The 15,190-nt window shown below is 62.1% G+C and carries 17 protein-coding genes and 1 tRNA gene; 8 read left to right on the top strand and 10 right to left on the bottom strand.

Annotated features, from left to right (window positions below; genetic code table 11):
• Positions 1-10: 10 nt before the first annotated feature.
• The 4 genes from FJ958_RS01820 to FJ958_RS01805 all read left to right on the top strand — a co-directional run bounded on the left by FJ958_RS01820 (position 11) and on the right by FJ958_RS01805 (position 4,162).
• Positions 11-1,141 (top strand): glycosyltransferase, encoded by a 1,131-nt coding sequence (locus FJ958_RS01820; RefSeq protein ID WP_140738638.1) that lies wholly within the window; start codon positions 11-13, stop codon positions 1,139-1,141.
• Between the two features lie 86 nt (positions 1,142-1,227).
• Positions 1,228-2,763 carry an undecaprenyl-phosphate glucose phosphotransferase gene (locus FJ958_RS01815; protein ID WP_140738635.1) on the top strand — a complete coding sequence of 512 codons (1,536 nt, stop codon included), beginning with the start codon at positions 1,228-1,230 and terminating at the stop codon, positions 2,761-2,763.
• The gene (locus tag FJ958_RS01810) at positions 2,760-4,031 is read left to right on the top strand and encodes an O-antigen ligase family protein (RefSeq protein WP_140738632.1); all 1,272 of its coding nucleotides are present in this window, start codon (positions 2,760-2,762) and stop codon (positions 4,029-4,031) included. Before FJ958_RS01815 ends, FJ958_RS01810 begins: the two co-directional genes overlap by 4 nt.
• A gap of 54 nt (positions 4,032-4,085) precedes the next feature.
• Positions 4,086-4,162, top strand: a tRNA-Pro gene (locus FJ958_RS01805).
• Between the two features lie 107 nt (positions 4,163-4,269).
• On the opposite strand, the gene FJ958_RS01800 is transcribed toward FJ958_RS01805, so the two are convergent.
• Together FJ958_RS01800 and FJ958_RS01795 are read right to left on the bottom strand one after the other, a co-directional pair.
• A complete protein-coding gene (locus FJ958_RS01800) occupies positions 4,270-4,731 on the bottom strand; it encodes a YbaK/EbsC family protein (RefSeq protein ID WP_140738629.1) in 462 nt (153 codons plus the stop codon).
• A gap of 185 nt (positions 4,732-4,916) precedes the next feature.
• The gene (locus FJ958_RS01795; protein WP_140738626.1) at positions 4,917-5,201 is read right to left on the bottom strand and encodes a helix-turn-helix transcriptional regulator; all 285 of its coding nucleotides are present in this window, start codon (positions 5,199-5,201) and stop codon (positions 4,917-4,919) included.
• 346 nt (positions 5,202-5,547) lie between these two features.
• Here FJ958_RS01795 and FJ958_RS01790 point away from each other — a divergent pair, with 346 nt between their 5' ends.
• The gene (locus FJ958_RS01790) at positions 5,548-5,739 is read left to right on the top strand and encodes a hypothetical protein (protein ID WP_140738623.1); all 192 of its coding nucleotides are present in this window, start codon (positions 5,548-5,550) and stop codon (positions 5,737-5,739) included.
• Positions 5,740-6,000: 261 nt separating this feature from the next.
• Positions 6,001-6,975, top strand: coding sequence for an ATP-grasp fold amidoligase family protein (locus tag FJ958_RS01785; RefSeq protein ID WP_140738620.1), 975 nt, complete (start codon positions 6,001-6,003; stop codon positions 6,973-6,975).
• Between the two features lie 120 nt (positions 6,976-7,095).
• On the opposite strand, the gene FJ958_RS01780 is transcribed toward FJ958_RS01785, so the two are convergent.
• The 7 genes from FJ958_RS01780 to FJ958_RS01750 form a co-directional block, all read right to left on the bottom strand.
• On the bottom strand, positions 7,096-7,398 hold the full coding sequence (locus tag FJ958_RS01780; protein ID WP_140738617.1) for a hypothetical protein: 303 nt from the start codon (positions 7,396-7,398) through the stop codon (positions 7,096-7,098).
• Positions 7,399-7,489: 91 nt separating this feature from the next.
• On the bottom strand, positions 7,490-8,029 hold the full coding sequence (locus tag FJ958_RS01775; RefSeq protein ID WP_013895974.1) for a MerR family transcriptional regulator: 540 nt from the start codon (positions 8,027-8,029) through the stop codon (positions 7,490-7,492).
• A 215-nt stretch (positions 8,030-8,244) separates the two neighbouring features.
• Positions 8,245-8,568: an integration host factor subunit alpha gene (locus tag FJ958_RS01770; protein WP_010915609.1), complete on the bottom strand. Its 324-nt coding sequence runs from the start codon at positions 8,566-8,568 to the stop codon at positions 8,245-8,247.
• Between the two features lie 101 nt (positions 8,569-8,669).
• Positions 8,670-9,641 carry a beta-ketoacyl-ACP synthase III gene (locus FJ958_RS01765; protein ID WP_140738614.1) on the bottom strand — a complete coding sequence of 324 codons (972 nt, stop codon included), beginning with the start codon at positions 9,639-9,641 and terminating at the stop codon, positions 8,670-8,672.
• A 9-nt stretch (positions 9,642-9,650) separates the two neighbouring features.
• Positions 9,651-10,721: a phosphate acyltransferase PlsX gene (plsX, locus tag FJ958_RS01760; protein ID WP_140738611.1), complete on the bottom strand. Its 1,071-nt coding sequence runs from the start codon at positions 10,719-10,721 to the stop codon at positions 9,651-9,653.
• A gap of 113 nt (positions 10,722-10,834) precedes the next feature.
• Positions 10,835-11,383, bottom strand: coding sequence for a DUF177 domain-containing protein (locus FJ958_RS01755; protein WP_140738608.1), 549 nt, complete (start codon positions 11,381-11,383; stop codon positions 10,835-10,837).
• Complete coding sequence (locus FJ958_RS01750) at positions 11,380-11,928, bottom strand: ubiquinol-cytochrome C chaperone family protein (RefSeq protein ID WP_140738605.1); 549 nt, start codon at positions 11,926-11,928, stop codon at positions 11,380-11,382. Before FJ958_RS01750 ends, FJ958_RS01755 begins: the two co-directional genes overlap by 4 nt.
• Before the next feature lie 114 nt (positions 11,929-12,042).
• Between FJ958_RS01750 and FJ958_RS01745 the strand changes: the two genes are divergently transcribed.
• The gene (locus FJ958_RS01745) at positions 12,043-12,558 is read left to right on the top strand and encodes an outer membrane protein assembly factor BamE (RefSeq protein ID WP_140609557.1); all 516 of its coding nucleotides are present in this window, start codon (positions 12,043-12,045) and stop codon (positions 12,556-12,558) included.
• Positions 12,559-12,696: 138 nt separating this feature from the next.
• Positions 12,697-12,942, top strand: a complete 246-nt coding sequence (locus FJ958_RS01740) for a hypothetical protein (RefSeq protein ID WP_140738602.1) — start codon at positions 12,697-12,699, stop codon at positions 12,940-12,942.
• 79 nt (positions 12,943-13,021) lie between these two features.
• Here FJ958_RS01740 and FJ958_RS01735 read toward each other — a convergent pair whose 3' ends face one another.
• Positions 13,022-15,163 (bottom strand): sodium-translocating pyrophosphatase, encoded by a 2,142-nt coding sequence (locus FJ958_RS01735; RefSeq protein ID WP_140738599.1) that lies wholly within the window; start codon positions 15,161-15,163, stop codon positions 13,022-13,024.
• Positions 15,164-15,190 lie beyond the last annotated feature (27 nt).

Below are 15,190 nucleotides of genomic sequence, written 5' to 3'. Positions count from 1 at the left end.
ATGACACCACGTGGCGGACAAGCTCAGGATCGTCCACTGCTTTCGTTCACCCGTCGGGGGAATTTTCCGGCATGTGCGCGATTTGACGGAAGCGCAGGTCGCCGCCGGTCACATGGTCGGTATCGTCTGCGATTCGACCACGGGCGGCGAATTCGAGGAGCGTCTGTTCGCGCAAATGAAGGAGATGCTGGCGCTCGGCATCCATCGCACGCCAATGCAGCGCCATGTCGGCCCGGGCGACCTCGCCTCTGCCAGACGCACCTACAGGATCATCAAGGAATTGCGGCCGGACGTGCTGCACGGGCACGGCGCCAAGGGTGGCGCCTATGCCCGTCTGTTCGGCTCACTGTTGCGGGTATCAAGGTCTCGCGTAGCCCGCCTTTATTCGCCGCATGGCGGCTCCCTCCATTATGACGAGAACACAGCCACCGGAAAGCTGTTCTTCGCGATCGAGCGCTTCATGGCGCGCTTCACCGATTGCCTGCTGTTCGTCTCCGATTATGAGCGGCGGACCTATCGCAGGAAAGTGGGCGAACCGCCGATCCCGAACACGTTGGTCTACAATGGACTTCGCGCCGCCGAATTCGAACCAGTGATCACCAACGCCGATGTGGCGGACCTGCTCTACATCGGCATGATGCGGGACCTAAAGGGGCCAGACATCTTCATCGATGCCCTGGCCACCGCCGGCCCTCGGCTCGGCCGCGCATTGAGCGCGGTGATGGTCGGCGACGGCGACGACCTGCCGCGCTACCACGCGCAGGTGAAGCGCCTGGGGCTGCAAGACAATGTCCGCTTCCTGCCGCCGATGCCGGCCAGGGAGGCCTTCGCGCTGGCGGCGCTCGTCGTCGTTCCTTCGCGTGCCGAGGCCATGCCCTATATCGTGCTGGAGGCCCTTGCGGGGGCAAGGCCGATGATCGCGACCGCCGTCGGCGGCATACCGGAGATTTTTGGTGCCGCCTCCCCTGCCCTGATCCGGCCCGATGCGGTCGAACTTGCCGGCAAGATAAGCCAGGCGCTGGCCGACCTTGCCGCCTATCGCGAATTGATGCCCGACGGTTCCGGCCTCAGGGCGCGTTTCGGCGCCGACGTCATGGCCGCCGACATCGAGAAAGCCTACTTCGCGGCGCTCGACAGGTAGTCCGAGCCCTTCCAAAGCCATGCGTTGTTTCAAGGGTTTCTTAGCTCTCCTTTGCTATTCCCCAAGGAAAGCTTGCGGACTGTCCCATGAACGAGATCGACCCCGCGCGCCGCTTTTCACCCGAAGCGGTCCGTAAATTCGACGACCCGACCGACGGCGACGCGTCCGGCGGCATGAACGACGTTGCCCGGCAGGTCGCCACGCAGTACCGGCGCGATACGATGTCGCCGATCATGGTCAGCGGCGTCCTGCGCATGGTCGAATTCGCGGTGCTGTTCCTTTCGGGGCTCTGCGTCTATTTCTACTATGTCGGGTTCTTCAACTATCTCGCCTGGCAATATCCGGTGACGATTGCCGCCGCATCGTTCCTCGCCGTGGTGCTGCTCGATGTCACCGACTGCTATCAGGTGGTCTCCCTCATGCGGCCGATCGCCAATTTCGGCCGCATCCTGCTGGCTTGGGCCGGCGCCTTCGCCCTGATGGCGTTGACAGCCTTCGCCACGAAGATGTCGGAAGATTACTCGCGCCTGCTGTTCGGGACGTGGTTCGTCGTCGGCTTTGTCTTCCTCTTCGGCCTCAGGCTGGTGATGTCGAAGCTGATACGGCGCTGGGCACGCGATGGCCGCATGGAGCGGCGCGCCGTCATCGTCGGCGGCGGCAAGGCGGCGGAGATCCTGATCCGCTCGGTCGAAAAGCAGCCTTACAACGACATCCGCATCTGCGGCATCTTCGACGATCGCAGCGACAAGCGCTCGCCGCCCATCGTTGCCGGCTATCCCAAGCTCGGCACCATTTCGGAACTGATCGAGTTCGCCCGCATCGCCCGCATCGACATGCTGATCGTGTCGCTGCCGCTGACCGCCGAATCGCGCGTCCTGCAATTGCTGAAGAAACTGTGGGTCCTGCCGGTCGACATCCGGCTGTCGGCACACTCCAACGCGCTGCAGTTTCGTCCGCGCGCCTATTCCTACATCGGCTCGGTGCCGATGCTCGACATTTTCGACAAGCCGATCAACGACTGGGATTCGGTCGCCAAACGTGCCTTCGATATCATCTTCAGCCTCATCGGCATCGTCGTCTTCCTGCCGGTGATGCTCGGCACCGCGATCGCCATCAAGCTCGACAGCAAGGGGCCGGTCCTGTTCAAGCAGAAACGGCACGGCTTCAACAATGAGGTTATCGAGGTCTATAAATTCCGCTCGATGTATACCGACAGGTCAGACCCGACCGCCAAGCAGACAGTGACCAAGAACGACCCGCGCGTCACCCGCGTCGGCCGCTTCATCCGCAAGACCTCAATCGATGAACTGCCGCAATTCTTCAACTCGCTGCTGGGCTCGCTGTCGCTCATCGGTCCTCGTCCGCATGCCATTGCCGCGCAGTCGCACAACCTTCTCTACAACGAGGTGGTCGACGGCTATTTCGCCCGCCACAAGGTCAAGCCCGGTGTCACCGGCTGGGCGCAGATCAATGGCTGGCGCGGCGAGATGGACACCAATGAGAAGATCCGCATGCGAACGGAGTACGACCTCTACTACATCGAAAACTGGTCGCTGCTGTTTGATTTGCGGATCCTCTTCCTGACCCCGATCCGGTTGCTCAACACGGAAAACGCCTATTGAGCGCGATCAGCCATGATTTGCCGCGCGCCGCGGTCAACGCCAAACTGATCACGCTGATTTCCTCGGGCGCGGTGGTGGTCGGCATGCTGCTGTCCGGCTTCGTCATCAGCGAGCCGGCCCCTTATGAAATCTACATGGCTGGGCTGATCGCCGTTTGGGCCCTTTTCGGCTTGAGGATCTCCCGCGCCGCCACCCCACTGCTGGTGCTTCTGGTGATGATGAACATCGGCGGCATGATCTCGATGACGCAGATGGCTGATCTCGCCAACACGCCGCTCTATCTCGCCGTATCGCTGTTTCTCGCCTTCAGCGCCGTGTTCTTCGCATCAGTCACCGCCACGCAGCCGAACCTCTACCGTCTGATCTTCATTGCCTATGTCGTCTCGGCGGTGGCGACGTCGCTGCTTGGCATAGCAGGCTATTTCCACGCCTTTCCCGGCGCGGAAATGTTCACCAAGTACGATCGCGCCGCCGGCGCCTTCCAGGACCCGAACGTGTTCGGACCGTTCCTGGTGCTGCCGGGCATCTATCTGCTCTATCTGCTCCTGACGGGCCCGGTGTCGCGCATGCCGTTGCTGGCGATACCGTTGCTGATTATCACGGCCGGCATCTTCTTCTCCTTCTCGCGCGGCGCCTGGGGCATGTTTGCCGTCTCCGCTGTGCTGCTCACCGGCTGCCTGTTCCTGCAGAGCAACAGCGGCATGTTCCGGCTGCGCGTGGTGATCATGACCATTGCCGCACTGTCGCTGCTGGCCATCGCCATCATCGTCATCTTGCAGCTGCCCGGCGTGGCGGAGATGTTCTCCAACCGCGCGCACCTCGAACAGAGCTATGACACCGCCCGCCTCGGCCGCTTCGCCCGCTATACGATCGGTTTCCAGATGGCGATGGAGCGTCCTTTCGGCATCGGACCCCTGGTCTTCGGCAAGCTCTTCGGCGAGGACACGCATGACATCTGGCTGAAGATGCTGATGGACTATGGTTGGCTCGGCTTCGTGTCTTTCTTGACGCTCGTCCTCTGGACCCTAGCAGCCGGGATTCGCATCCTTTTACGCGACCGGCCGTGGCAACCCTATCTCTTGTGCGCCTATGTCGCCTTCATCGGCAATATCGGGCTCGGTACCTTCATCGACATCGATCACTGGCGCCACGTCTACCTGCTGCTTGGCCTGATCTGGGGCGCCATCGCACTCGAATACCGCCATCAGCGGCTGTTGCGGCCGGCGCTGCAAGGCTCAACAGCCATCGTATCCACACCGCCACGATGAACGCCGAATTTCGGTTGACCCGAGCAGGGTTATCACGATACATCGCGACCGGTCCGGAGTGTAGCGCAGCCCGGTAGCGCACTTGACTGGGGGTCAAGGGGTCGTCGGTTCGAATCCGGCCACTCCGACCATTTTGAAGCAGGACTTGCCCCCGAAGTCCGCCCGGCCAGATCGGCCGATTCTCAAACCGCCTCTTTCCTTTGCCTTGCTGGTTTCAGCTCCGGCTTGGATACGGCCTCTAACCCTGGCACACATCGACCCATTCGGCGCCGACTAGGTCCGCCATGCGCCGCGGCTCAATCCGTACCGCAGCGTTGGTGGCGCCGGCGGCCGGCACGACCTCGCCGAATTCGCGCAGCGACACGTCGCAGTAGACCGGCAGCGGCGACGGCAGGCCGAACGGGCAGACGCCACCCACCGGGTGGCTTGTCGCCTCGACGACCTCTTCGGCATCCAGCATGCGGGGCTTGCCGCCGAACTGGTCCTTGAACTTGCGGTTATCCAGCCTGGCGATGCCGCTGGTCACGATGAGCATGGTCCGTTCCGCGACGCGAAGACAGATCGTCTTGGCGATCTGCGCCGGCAACACACCATGCGCCTGCGCCGCCAGCGTCACCGTCGCCGAACTCGCTTCCGTGACGATGACCTCGATGTCCGGCGCATGCGCGGCGAAGAAGGCACGAACAGATTCCAGGCTCATATCAGAAGACCCACAGCTCAAAACCCAATGCACAGCGGACCAATCGGCAACAGATCTGGATGCCGTGGGTATAAACACGTGCGATCGGCAAGTCGGCAAGCCCGGCTGCTGGAGAACGCTGCGGCATCAACAAGAAACCCGCCAAGCGGGCCTAGCGGGTTTCTTGGGCATGCCTGTTGCTGATTCTATGCCAGGGGCCGACCTTGTGCGGCCGGTGCCGGCGCAGCGGAAACAATCACAGCGTCCTGGGGCAGTTGAAGCGCGGACGCAATACGACGCAGCTTCGCCGGGTCGGCCGCCCTGCCGCTCTCGATGTCCTCGATCTCGTCGACCGACAGGCCGCAGGTCAGCGACAGCTCTTCCACGCTGTAACCGCGGGTTTCCCGCATCGCCTTGAGGGTGCTGTAAATTGGCCCGATCTCATTGGCTAACGGTTCGGAAAGGGCATGTTCTTTTGCATTGTGGGGCATTGGCAACTCCGGTGGCTGAAAGAGTTTGATCAAAATGGATGTTGCCTGAGACGAGCAGGAAGATGCCCGCTCGTCAGCGATTTGCCAAGAGCCAAACGGGCCGTCACACTATCGTGAACCCCACACCTCGCAAGCGCATCTGCGCGTGCGTAGCCAAACAGCCGACTAAGGCAGCTTGCAGCCCGTGCCATGGCGGTGATGGAGACTCGGTCGGCCAGAAACAGTTCAGAAACAAAATTCTACAATCGGGAAATACTGACGAAAAAATTCGGGAGCGTAATTCCATTCGCGGCGGTCGGGTTATCGACCCGATTTAGATCTGCCTGCCAAAAGAAGGAAACGATCCATGAAGAAGTCCCTCCTCTCGGCCCTCGGGCTTGCAGTTGCCCTCGCTTTCACGGCGCCGGTCATCGGTGCGACGAGCGCGGATGCGGCCCCCATGGCAAAGCATCATCACCATCGCCACCACCATCGCCATCACCACTACCACTACCATCACCACCATCACACGAAGAAAATGGTGAAGAAGGCCTACTAATCATACCAGACGACCAACGAGAAGACCGCCTTGGCTTCTTGTTCAAGGCCGGTCTTCTCTTGGTGATGCAATGCCGGGGACGACGTGAATCGGGCCTGTCGAGTTACACCGAAACCGCCAGCCCCAGGATTCCGGCGTCAATCCCGATGCCCCGACGGTAAGTGAAACCTTTCACGCAGAGCCAAATCACGATACGGCAAGGCATGTGCTGACCGGGTACGCGCACCGGGTCCGGCTTCGCCAACATGGCCAGGTATCCCGATGACGACCGCGGCCAATATTTCCTGGAAAAATCGTCTTGTCCTGTCGGTCGCGCGATTGTGGCTGACGGTTCGTCACCCTGGCCTTGTCGCGCGATTTGCCACGAAACTGGGCTATCTGCCCAATCCGGCCGCGCCCGAGCGCTACCATGAGCTGTTGCTTTGGCGAAAGATCCTCGACCGCAATCCGTTGTTCGTGACGTTGACCGACAAGCTCGCTGCCAAGGTCTATATCCGTGACACCTGCCCCGGGATCGCCATGCCAAAGACGCTCTGGTCCGGGGGCGACGCTGCCGACATCCCTGCGGATATGCTGATCGGCCCCGTTGTGGTCAAGGCAAACCATGGCTGCGCGATGAACATATTCGTATCCGACGGTGAGCCGGATCGCGCCGTCATCGTACGCAAGGCGAGACGCTGGCTCAAGAAACGCTACGGACGGCGCGACGGCGAATGGGCGTACTGGCCTGTTGATCCAACCGTCTTCGCGGAAGAGCGGCTGGCACTTTGCGGCGGAACCATTGCCACAGATATCAAGGTCCATATCTGCAGCGGGGTGATCGCCCACGTCTGGGTCGAGGATAAGACCGCCCAGCAATCGCTTCTGTTCGACCGGGAAGCCAATCCACTGCCCGGTCGCGATCCGGACTATCCCCGCGAGGACCAGGCCTTGCCGGTCAGCGCTCGGCTCATCGACTACGTTCGCCAGGCAATCTCGATCGCGCCGGGGATCGCTGGCGATCTCGATTATATCCGTATCGACTTTTTGGTCACCGACGAGCGGCTCTATGCCGGCGAGGTGGTTGTCTACACAGCCGCCGGCTACGGCACATGGACAAACCCGGCGATCACGGCGGAGATCGAGCGGCTCTGGCGGCTGGAGCAATCAGCATTCCTGCGCCGACGGCACAAGGGCGCCATGCGCCTCTATGCCGAAGCGCTCAGTGCCAGATGCCGGAGCAGCCGAGATCACTGAATCGATCAGCGCCGGCAGATCAGGGCGGCGAGGCAACCGCCTCCAAAAACGGTAATGGCCGCAGGCCAAACCGGCGCCGCCATTTTGCCTTGAACCCACCTGCCAACGTCGGCGATGGTATCAGCGTCGGCTGAACAACAGGCTGGCCACCAGGCCGAGCACCACAAGGCCAACCGCGGCAGCTGCCGCCGGATGGTCGCGGGCCGATCTCTCGATCACCCTCCCCTGCCTGCGAATTGCCGGCATGGCGTCCCGCAGACGCCCGGCAAGATCGGAATATGTGTCGAGCGCGGCATCACGACTATCTTCATAGTAGGCGCCACCCCGCCTGGACACTGCCTTGCGCAACGCCGCGAGTTCCCTCGACAGCGCCGTGACTTGCTTTTCGAGATCGATGTCCGAAAGGGTCGAGAATGGTGCCATCATACGTTTCCTTCTCTTGCAGAAGGAAACGTAACGCCTCACCCCAAAGGCGGGTTCCAGTTTCGCGGCTTCAAAGCACTTCGGGCGGCGCTCAGCGCACCTGGTCGAGCAAGCGCTTGCATTCGAGCAGGTCGAACAGCGCCTCCTGCAGCAGTGCGCGATTGTCGCGCGAGAGTTTCGAGGCGTCCGGTTGAACGGGACCCTCCTCATCGCCCTTGCCAAGGCCGAAAAAGCGGCGACTGGGCTTGACCCTTGGCTGGCCAACCAGTTCATCATCGCCGCCGCGCGGCTGCGCTGCCGGCGTCAGCGGCACCTGGTCGGCCTGCTTTCGCTGGGAAATGGCCTCGACCGCGGCCATGTCGCCATTGCCGATGGCAACCAGGAAATGATTGCCGTTTTCGCGCAGCAGCTTCTGCACGCCCTTGATGGTGTAACCCTGGTCGTAGAGCATGTGGCGGATGCCCTTGATCAACTCGACGTCCTGCGGCCGGTAGTAGCGCCGGCCGCCGCCGCGCTTCATCGGCTTGATCTGGTTGAAGCGCGTTTCCCAGAAACGCAGCACATGCTGCGGCAAATCGAGGTCTTCGGCGACCTCACTGATGGTACGGAAGGCGTCAGGGCTCTTGTCCATGGGCGAAATCCTCACGCTGGAACGTGATCCGGAACGGTCTTCAGACGAGATCACGCTCAACAAAGAGAGAAGCTCATTCCGTTTGCGCGGAATGGATCATACGCGGAACACCAATCCGGCCATGCTGCCGAATCGGGCCTTATTTCAGCGGTTTGTGAAACAATATTCAAGCCCAACGTTATGGTGGGGCCGGTTTTTCAACCGTACAATGGACGCTACTTGCCGCCCTTGGCCTTGCTGTTCTGGTGAGAACGCAAGATGCGGTTCTTCAATACGTTGGACGACTTGAACGTCATCACCCGGCGCGGCAGGATGGGCACCTCTTCACCGGTCTTGGGATTGCGTCCGATGCGCTCGTTCTTGGAGCGGACATGGAATGTCGCGAAGGACGACAGCTTGACCGTCTCGCCGCGGACGATGGCTTCGCAGATTTCGTCCAGAACGGCTTCAACGAGTTCGGCGGATTCAGTGCGCGACAGACCAACCTTCCGGTAGACGGCCTCCGCAAGGTCGGCGCGCGTAAGTGTCTTTCCCCCCATGCGACCGTCCCATCAGCTCAAACATAAAATCGGCACAACAACGGCTGAGCCTAAGTAATTGATCCGGCAAGGTCAAGGACCGAAACCGAGCCGTTCGGCACTTACCAGCGAACCAGGACGGCACCCCATGTGAAGCCGCCGCCCATCGCTTCCAGGAGCACGAGGTCACCCTTCTTGATGCGCCCATCGGCAACGGCCACCGACAGCGCCAACGGCACCGAGGCCGCCGAGGTGTTACCGTGCAAATTGACCGTAACCACCACTTTCTGTTCGGCAATACCGAGCTTCTTGGCGGAAGCGTCAATAATTCGTTTATTGGCCTGGTGCGGCACGAACCAGTCGAGATCGTCGGCGGTGATGCCGGCGGCCGAGAAGGTCGCCTCGATGACGTCGGTGATCATGCCGACCGCATGCTTGAAGACCTCACGGCCCTCCATCCTGAGGTGGCCGACCGTTCCCGTCGTCGATGGTCCGCCATCGACAAAAAGCTTGTCCTTGTGCGTGCCGTCGGAGCGCAGGCTGGCCGCCAGAACGCCGCGGTCGGCGATCGTGCCGCCCCCCTCGCCCGCTTCCAGCACCAGGGCCCCGGCGCCGTCGCCGAACAACACGCAGGTCGAGCGGTCGCTCCAGTCGAGAATGCGCGAGAATGTCTCGGAGCCGATCACCAACACGCGTTTGGCCAGGCCGCCGCGAATATAGAGATCGGCCGTGGTCACCGCATAGACGAAGCCCGAGCACACCGCCTGCATGTCGAAGGCAAAGCCGTGATGCATGCCGAGCCGGTCCTGGATCTCGACCGCGGTGGCCGGGAACGTGTTGTTGGGCGTCGACGTCGCCAGCACGATCAGGTCGATGTCATCTGGCGTCAACCCCGCGTCGGCGAGGGCGGCGCGCGCCGCTGCCTCGCCCAGGGAAGCCGTCGTCTCGTCGTCGGCCGCGATATGGCGCTGGCGGATGCCGGTGCGCTGGGCGATCCACTCGTCCGAGGTTTCGACCATGCCTTCGAAATCGGCATTCTTCATGATGCGGCGGGGCAGCGCGGAGCCCGTGCCGCGCACGACTGATCTGATCAAGGTTCTTTCCTATTCCTTCGCGTCGATAACGACGTCGGATTTCCGGGATGACAGGGCATGCGGGTTGCGCGCATGAAACAGGTCCAGGTCGGCCTCGATGCGGTCGAGCAGATTGTTGCGCACCATGTCGTAGCCGAGCTCGATCGCCGCGGCAAAACCGTCCGAATCAGCACCGCCATGGCTTTTGACGACGATGCCGTTCAGTCCCAGGAACACGCCGCCGTTCGAGCGGCCGACATCCATCTTCTCGCGCAGGCGATCGAAAGCGCCCTTGGCGAAGACATAGCCGATCCTGGCCAGCAGGGTGCGGCTCATGGCGGCGCGCAGATAACCCGCGATCTGGCGGGCGGTGCCTTCCGCCGTCTTCAGCGCGATGTTGCCGGCAAAGCCTTCCGTCACCACCACGTCGACCGTACCCTTGCCGATATCGTCGCCTTCGACAAAGCCATGATAATTCATCGAGGCCATGTTGGCCTCGCGCAGCATGCGTCCCGCTTCCTTGACCTCTTCCTGGCCCTTGATCTCTTCCACGCCGACATTGAGCAAGCCGACGGTCGGCCGGGCAATGCCGAATACGGAGCGCGCCATGCCGGTGCCGAGAATGGCAAAATCAATGAGCTGGTGCGCATCGGCGCCGATGGTGGCGCCAACGTCGAGGACCACGCTTTCGCCACGCAATGTCGGCCACAAGGCCGCGATCGCCGGACGATCAATGGTGGCCATGGTGCGCAGGCAGAATTTCGACATTGCCATCAGCGCGCCGGTGTTGCCTGCCGAAATACAGGCGTCCGCCGTGCCCGACTTGACCGCCTCGACCGCCTTCCACATTGACGATTTCCAGCGGCCATGGCGCAGCGCCTGGCTTGGTTTGTCGTCCATCCTGACCGCGACCTCGCAGTGGAAGAATTCGCTCACCTCGGCCAGTTTGGGAAACTTGGCCAGTTCAGGACGCACCACGTCCTCACGCCCGTAGATGACGAAGCGGATATCTGGGCGGCGGGTCGCAACCGTCATGAGCGCCGGAATGACCACGGCTGGTCCGTGATCGCCGCCCATGGCGTCGATGGAAATCCTGATCACGCGGTATTCATCTCACGGTTAGGCGGCAGGTCGCTTTAGTGATCGCAAAGGTTTGGCGAAAATAGCGGTTTTGGGTTTTCACACAACCGACTTTTCCGTCGCGGGCGAGGTTTTCAGGATTTTCCCAGCAAGGACCGCAGTTTTTGCTGAAATTCGTTCTCCTCCGGTTCGGTGTCGCCGCCGGCATCCAGGGACGCGCCCGACTTGCGCGGATAGGGGTCGATCGCCAAACCGAAGAACTGTTCGGCAAGCGCCCCGACATCGATGGTGTCGCCGGAAAATGTTTCGGGACTGTCGGGCCCGTCCGCATCGAGCAGAATCTCGCCACCGCCTTCAAATCCCTGCCGTCCAAGCTTGGAGTCCTCGGGGAGCAGCAGCGCCTCGACCGGCTCGTCGATATGCGCCGCGACGGGATCGAGCGTGACGATGCAGGCTTGCGTGATGTCGGCCTCGACGCGGCCGCTGACCTTCACGCCATTGCGCTTCCAGGAGGCGACCAGGAGTTCCGCGCGATAGACTTCGACGGACAGCAGCCCGTGCTCCTCGGCAAGTGCCGCGCGCTGTGTGGCGTCGGCCTCGATCACCACGGGCAGCCCTTTCTGCGGCAGCCGGGCGACATTCGCGAAAAAGGAAACCGGGCTTTGCGGATCAGCATGTTTCATCGATCGACCTCCCTGGCCAGCGGAAACGTCACCGTGCCGGAAACGATTGATTCGGACGGCTGCGCTGCCAGTTGCTTGCAGGCACCGGCGACATAGTCGGCCAATTGCGATGCTTCCGGCCAGGTGCCTGCGTCGGGCCGGACGTTGCGGGCAAGTGCCGCGGTCAGGCCGTCATGATCGTTTTTTTCCAGCGCATCATCATAGGCGGCGGTGCGGCCATAAAACATCTTGGCCAGTTTCTTCATGCGCTTTGGCACGCCGACGTCGCCAATGCCCAGTTCCCGCAGCGAATGATCGACGTCGAGAAAGAACTCGTCGATCAGCACCTGCGCGATCTCCTGCGCCACGTCGTCCTCGCCGCGCAAGCGATGCTGGAACAGGAACATGTGCAGCGAAAGCATCTCGAAACGGCCAAGCGGCGTGTCCGGCACATTCCAGTGGGAATAAAATACAGTCTGCCGCGCCGCCGCCACGATTTGTGCGTAGAGCGCGTCGGTGATGGCGCGGTTGGTGTGGCGTTCACGGCCAAAAAGGCGCTGGAACATGGGGATGGTCTCCGGGGACCGTTTGTTGAATTGGCCTTGTTGCATCGGCAAGCAAGCTGGTTTACCGGTTTTGCGGCCCAGCGCAAGTTGCGGCGATGTAATGGAGAATTGTTGTTGCGCGCGCTGAATTTCAAGTCGACCTTCACTTCCAGGCCCGCCGGCGCGATCTCGCTGCTGCTTATGGTTTCGGCGCTCTCGGCATGCCACACGAACAAGATGATCGGCGATCTCAATCCGAGCGAGACGCTGACGCAAGGGTATGTCATCGACCAGCAGGCGGTTGATTCGGTACCGGTCGGCTCCAGCCGCGAGCAGGTGCTGCTGGCGCTTGGCACGCCGTCGACCACGGCGACTTTCGACAACGAGGCGTTCTACTACATCTCGCAGACGCGCAAGCGCTATGTCGCGTTCGACAAGCCGCACCTGGTCGACCAGCATGTGCTGGCGGTCTATTTCGGCCCGGACGGCCGCGTCACCCAGATCGCCAATTACGGCCTGAAGGACGGCAAGATCTTCGACTTCATCTCGCGCACCACGCCTACTGGCGGCAAGGACCAGAACTTCCTCAGCCAGATCATCAATGGCGCAAGCAAGCTGGCGCCCGGCATCCCCGGCGGCGGCACCCCCTGATCTTCAGTCACTGCTTCCCCGGGAGCAGCAGCATCTCAGGCGACCAAAAACCCGTGGGAGCGATCTCACGGGTTTTTGTTTGGCCCGGACAGGCCGACTTGTCAGTGATGGGGCGTCCTGCGCGTGGAAATTCTTGCCGTGGCCGAGGACCTTCGACCCTTGAAGAAATCCACCTATCTGAAACGCCGGATTCTGGCCGCATGCGGCATCCATCCGAGAGCCAGGGAGTTTCGCCGCAAATGCGGGCGCGGCGCCTTCGTCACGAGGCTACGTGAGATACGCGGCCTCCCGGCGATGCCGTCGCGCGAACCAGGAGTGGACGACATGCTGGCCCGCTACCGCAAGCGTGCCGAGAGCAATGGAGCCAAGCCGGACGGCGGCTGAAGCACCGTGCCCGATCCGAACCAAACGAAACCCGCGGAGATCGCTCCCCGCGGGTTTCGTTTTTTTCAACAGCTCTTGCTCAGCCGTGCGCGAGCACCGCAAGCAGCAGGAGCGCCACGATGTTGGTGATCTTGATCGCCGGATTGACCGCAGGACCCGCGGTGTCCTTGTAGGGATCGCCGACCGTGTCGCCGGTCACCGAGGCCTTGTGCGCCTCGGAGCCCTTGAGATGCTTGACGCCGTCCTTGTCGGTGAAACCGTCCTCGAACGATTTCTTCGCATTGTCCCAGGCGCCGCCGCCCGAGGTCATCGAGATGGCCACGAACAGGCCGTTGACGATAACGCCGAGCAGCGAGGCGCCGAGTGCCGCGAAAGCGGACGCCTTCGAGCCAGAGATCAAAAGCACGCCGAAATAGACGACAAGCGGCGCCAGAACCGGCAACAGCGAGGGGATGATCATTTCCCGGATCGCCGCTTTGGTCAGGAGATCGACCGCGCGCGCATAGTTCGGCTTGGAGGTGCCGGCCATGATGCCCGGATCCTCGCGGAACTGCTTGCGTACTTCCTCGACGATCGAGCCCGCGGCACGACCGACGGCTGTCATGGCGATGCCGCCGAACAGATACGGGATCAGGCCACCAAAGATCAGACCGGCGACGACGTAAGGATTGGAGAGGTCGAAGGAGATCTCGCCCATGCCCTGGAAGTAGGGGTATTTGTCGCCATTGGCGGCAAAGAACCTCAGATCGTTCGAATAGGCGGCGAACAGCACCAGCGCGCCCAGGCCAGCCGAGCCGATGGCATAGCCCTTGGTCACCGCCTTGGTGGTGTTGCCGACCGCGTCGAGTGCGTCGGTGGAATGGCGCACTTCCTTGGGCAGGCCTGCCATTTCGGCGATGCCGCCGGCATTGTCGGTGACCGGGCCGAAGGCGTCGAGCGCCACGATCATGCCGGCAAGGCCGAGCATGGTGGTAACGGCGATCGCCGTGCCGAAGAGACCGCCGAGCTGGTAGGTGGCGATGATGCCGCCGACGATGACGATGGCCGGCAGCGCCGTCGATTCCAGCGACACCGCGAGGCCCTGGATGACGTTGGTGCCATGGCCGGTCACCGAAGCCTGGGCGATCGAGTTGACCGGGCGCTTGTTGGTGCCGGTATAGTATTCGGTGATCACCACGATCAAACCGGTCACCACGAGGCCGATCAGGCCGCAGATGAACAGGTTCTTGCCGGTGATGGTGATGCCGGCAACCGTGCCGACCTCGCCCCAACCAAGCGTGACCGACGTAGCGACGCCAAGGCCGACGATGGACAGCAGGCCGGTAACGATCAGGCCCTTGTAGAGCGCGCCCATGATCGAGCCGTTGGAGCCGAGCTTGACAAAGAAGGTGCCGACGATCGAGGTCAGGATGCAGGCGCCGCAGATGGCCAGCGGATAGAGCATCGCCGCACCGAGCACGGCGGTGCCGCCGAAGAAGATGGCGGCGAGAACCATGGTGGCAACCACGGTCACCGCATAGGTCTCGAACAGGTCGGCGGCCATGCCGGCGCAGTCACCGACATTGTCGCCGACATTGTCGGCGATGGTGGCCGGATTGCGCGGATCGTCCTCGGGAATCCCGGCTTCGACCTTGCCGACCAGATCGCCGCCGACATCAGCACCCTTGGTGAAGATGCCGCCGCCGAGACGGGCGAAGATCGAGATCAGCGAGGCGCCGAAGCCAAGCGCGACCAGAGAATCGATGACGACGCGGTCGTTTGGCTGAAGGCCCATGAAATGGGTGAGGATAAGGTAGTAGATCGAGACGCCGAGCAGCGCCAGGCCGGCAACCAGCATGCCGGTGATGGCACCCGACTTGAAGGCTATGTCGAGACCAGCGGCGAGGCTGTTGGAGGCCGCCTGCGCCGTGCGCACATTGGCGCGGACCGAAACATGCATGCCAATGAAGCCGGCGGCGCCAGACAGAACGGCGCCGATCAAGAAGCCGATGGCGGCGGTGATCGAAAGCAGCCACCAGGCGAGCAGAAGCACCACAACGCCGACGATGGCGATGGTGGTGTACTGGCGCGCCAGATAGGCTTGCGCGCCTTCGCGAATGGCGGCGGAGATTTCCTGCATGCGTGCATTGCCCTGATCGGACGCGAGAACCGAACGTGTCGCCCAGATGGCGTAGAGGACAGAAAGCAGACCGCAGGCGATGACGGCGGAAATAATGGTCATTGCCGAATTTTCCTCGATTGTTGGCCC

The sequence above is a fragment of the Mesorhizobium sp. B2-3-5 genome, from assembly GCF_006442395.1.
Classification (GTDB): Bacteria; Pseudomonadota; Alphaproteobacteria; order Rhizobiales; family Rhizobiaceae; genus Mesorhizobium.
Note: the sequence above shows the minus strand (reverse complement) of the source record. Positions and strands in the feature narration are given on the sequence as shown.

Coding starts and splice junctions, on each gene's coding strand:
- FJ958_RS01815 (WP_140738635.1), top strand. CDS start 1,228: ATGAACGAGATCGACCCCGCGCGCCGCTTTTCACCCGAAGCGGTCCGT.
- FJ958_RS01800 (WP_140738629.1), bottom strand. CDS start 4,731: ATGAGCCTGGAATCTGTTCGTGCCTTCTTCGCCGCGCATGCGCCGGAC.
- FJ958_RS01795 (WP_140738626.1), bottom strand. CDS start 5,201: ATGCCCCACAATGCAAAAGAACATGCCCTTTCCGAACCGTTAGCCAAT.
- FJ958_RS01790 (WP_140738623.1), top strand. CDS start 5,548: ATGAAGAAGTCCCTCCTCTCGGCCCTCGGGCTTGCAGTTGCCCTCGCT.
- FJ958_RS01785 (WP_140738620.1), top strand. CDS start 6,001: ATGACGACCGCGGCCAATATTTCCTGGAAAAATCGTCTTGTCCTGTCG.
- FJ958_RS01780 (WP_140738617.1), bottom strand. CDS start 7,398: ATGGCACCATTCTCGACCCTTTCGGACATCGATCTCGAAAAGCAAGTC.
- FJ958_RS01775 (WP_013895974.1), bottom strand. CDS start 8,029: ATGGACAAGAGCCCTGACGCCTTCCGTACCATCAGTGAGGTCGCCGAA.
- FJ958_RS01770 (WP_010915609.1), bottom strand. CDS start 8,568: ATGGGGGGAAAGACACTTACGCGCGCCGACCTTGCGGAGGCCGTCTAC.
- FJ958_RS01755 (WP_140738608.1), bottom strand. CDS start 11,383: ATGAAACATGCTGATCCGCAAAGCCCGGTTTCCTTTTTCGCGAATGTC.
- FJ958_RS01750 (WP_140738605.1), bottom strand. CDS start 11,928: ATGTTCCAGCGCCTTTTTGGCCGTGAACGCCACACCAACCGCGCCATC.
- FJ958_RS01735 (WP_140738599.1), bottom strand. CDS start 15,163: ATGACCATTATTTCCGCCGTCATCGCCTGCGGTCTGCTTTCTGTCCTC.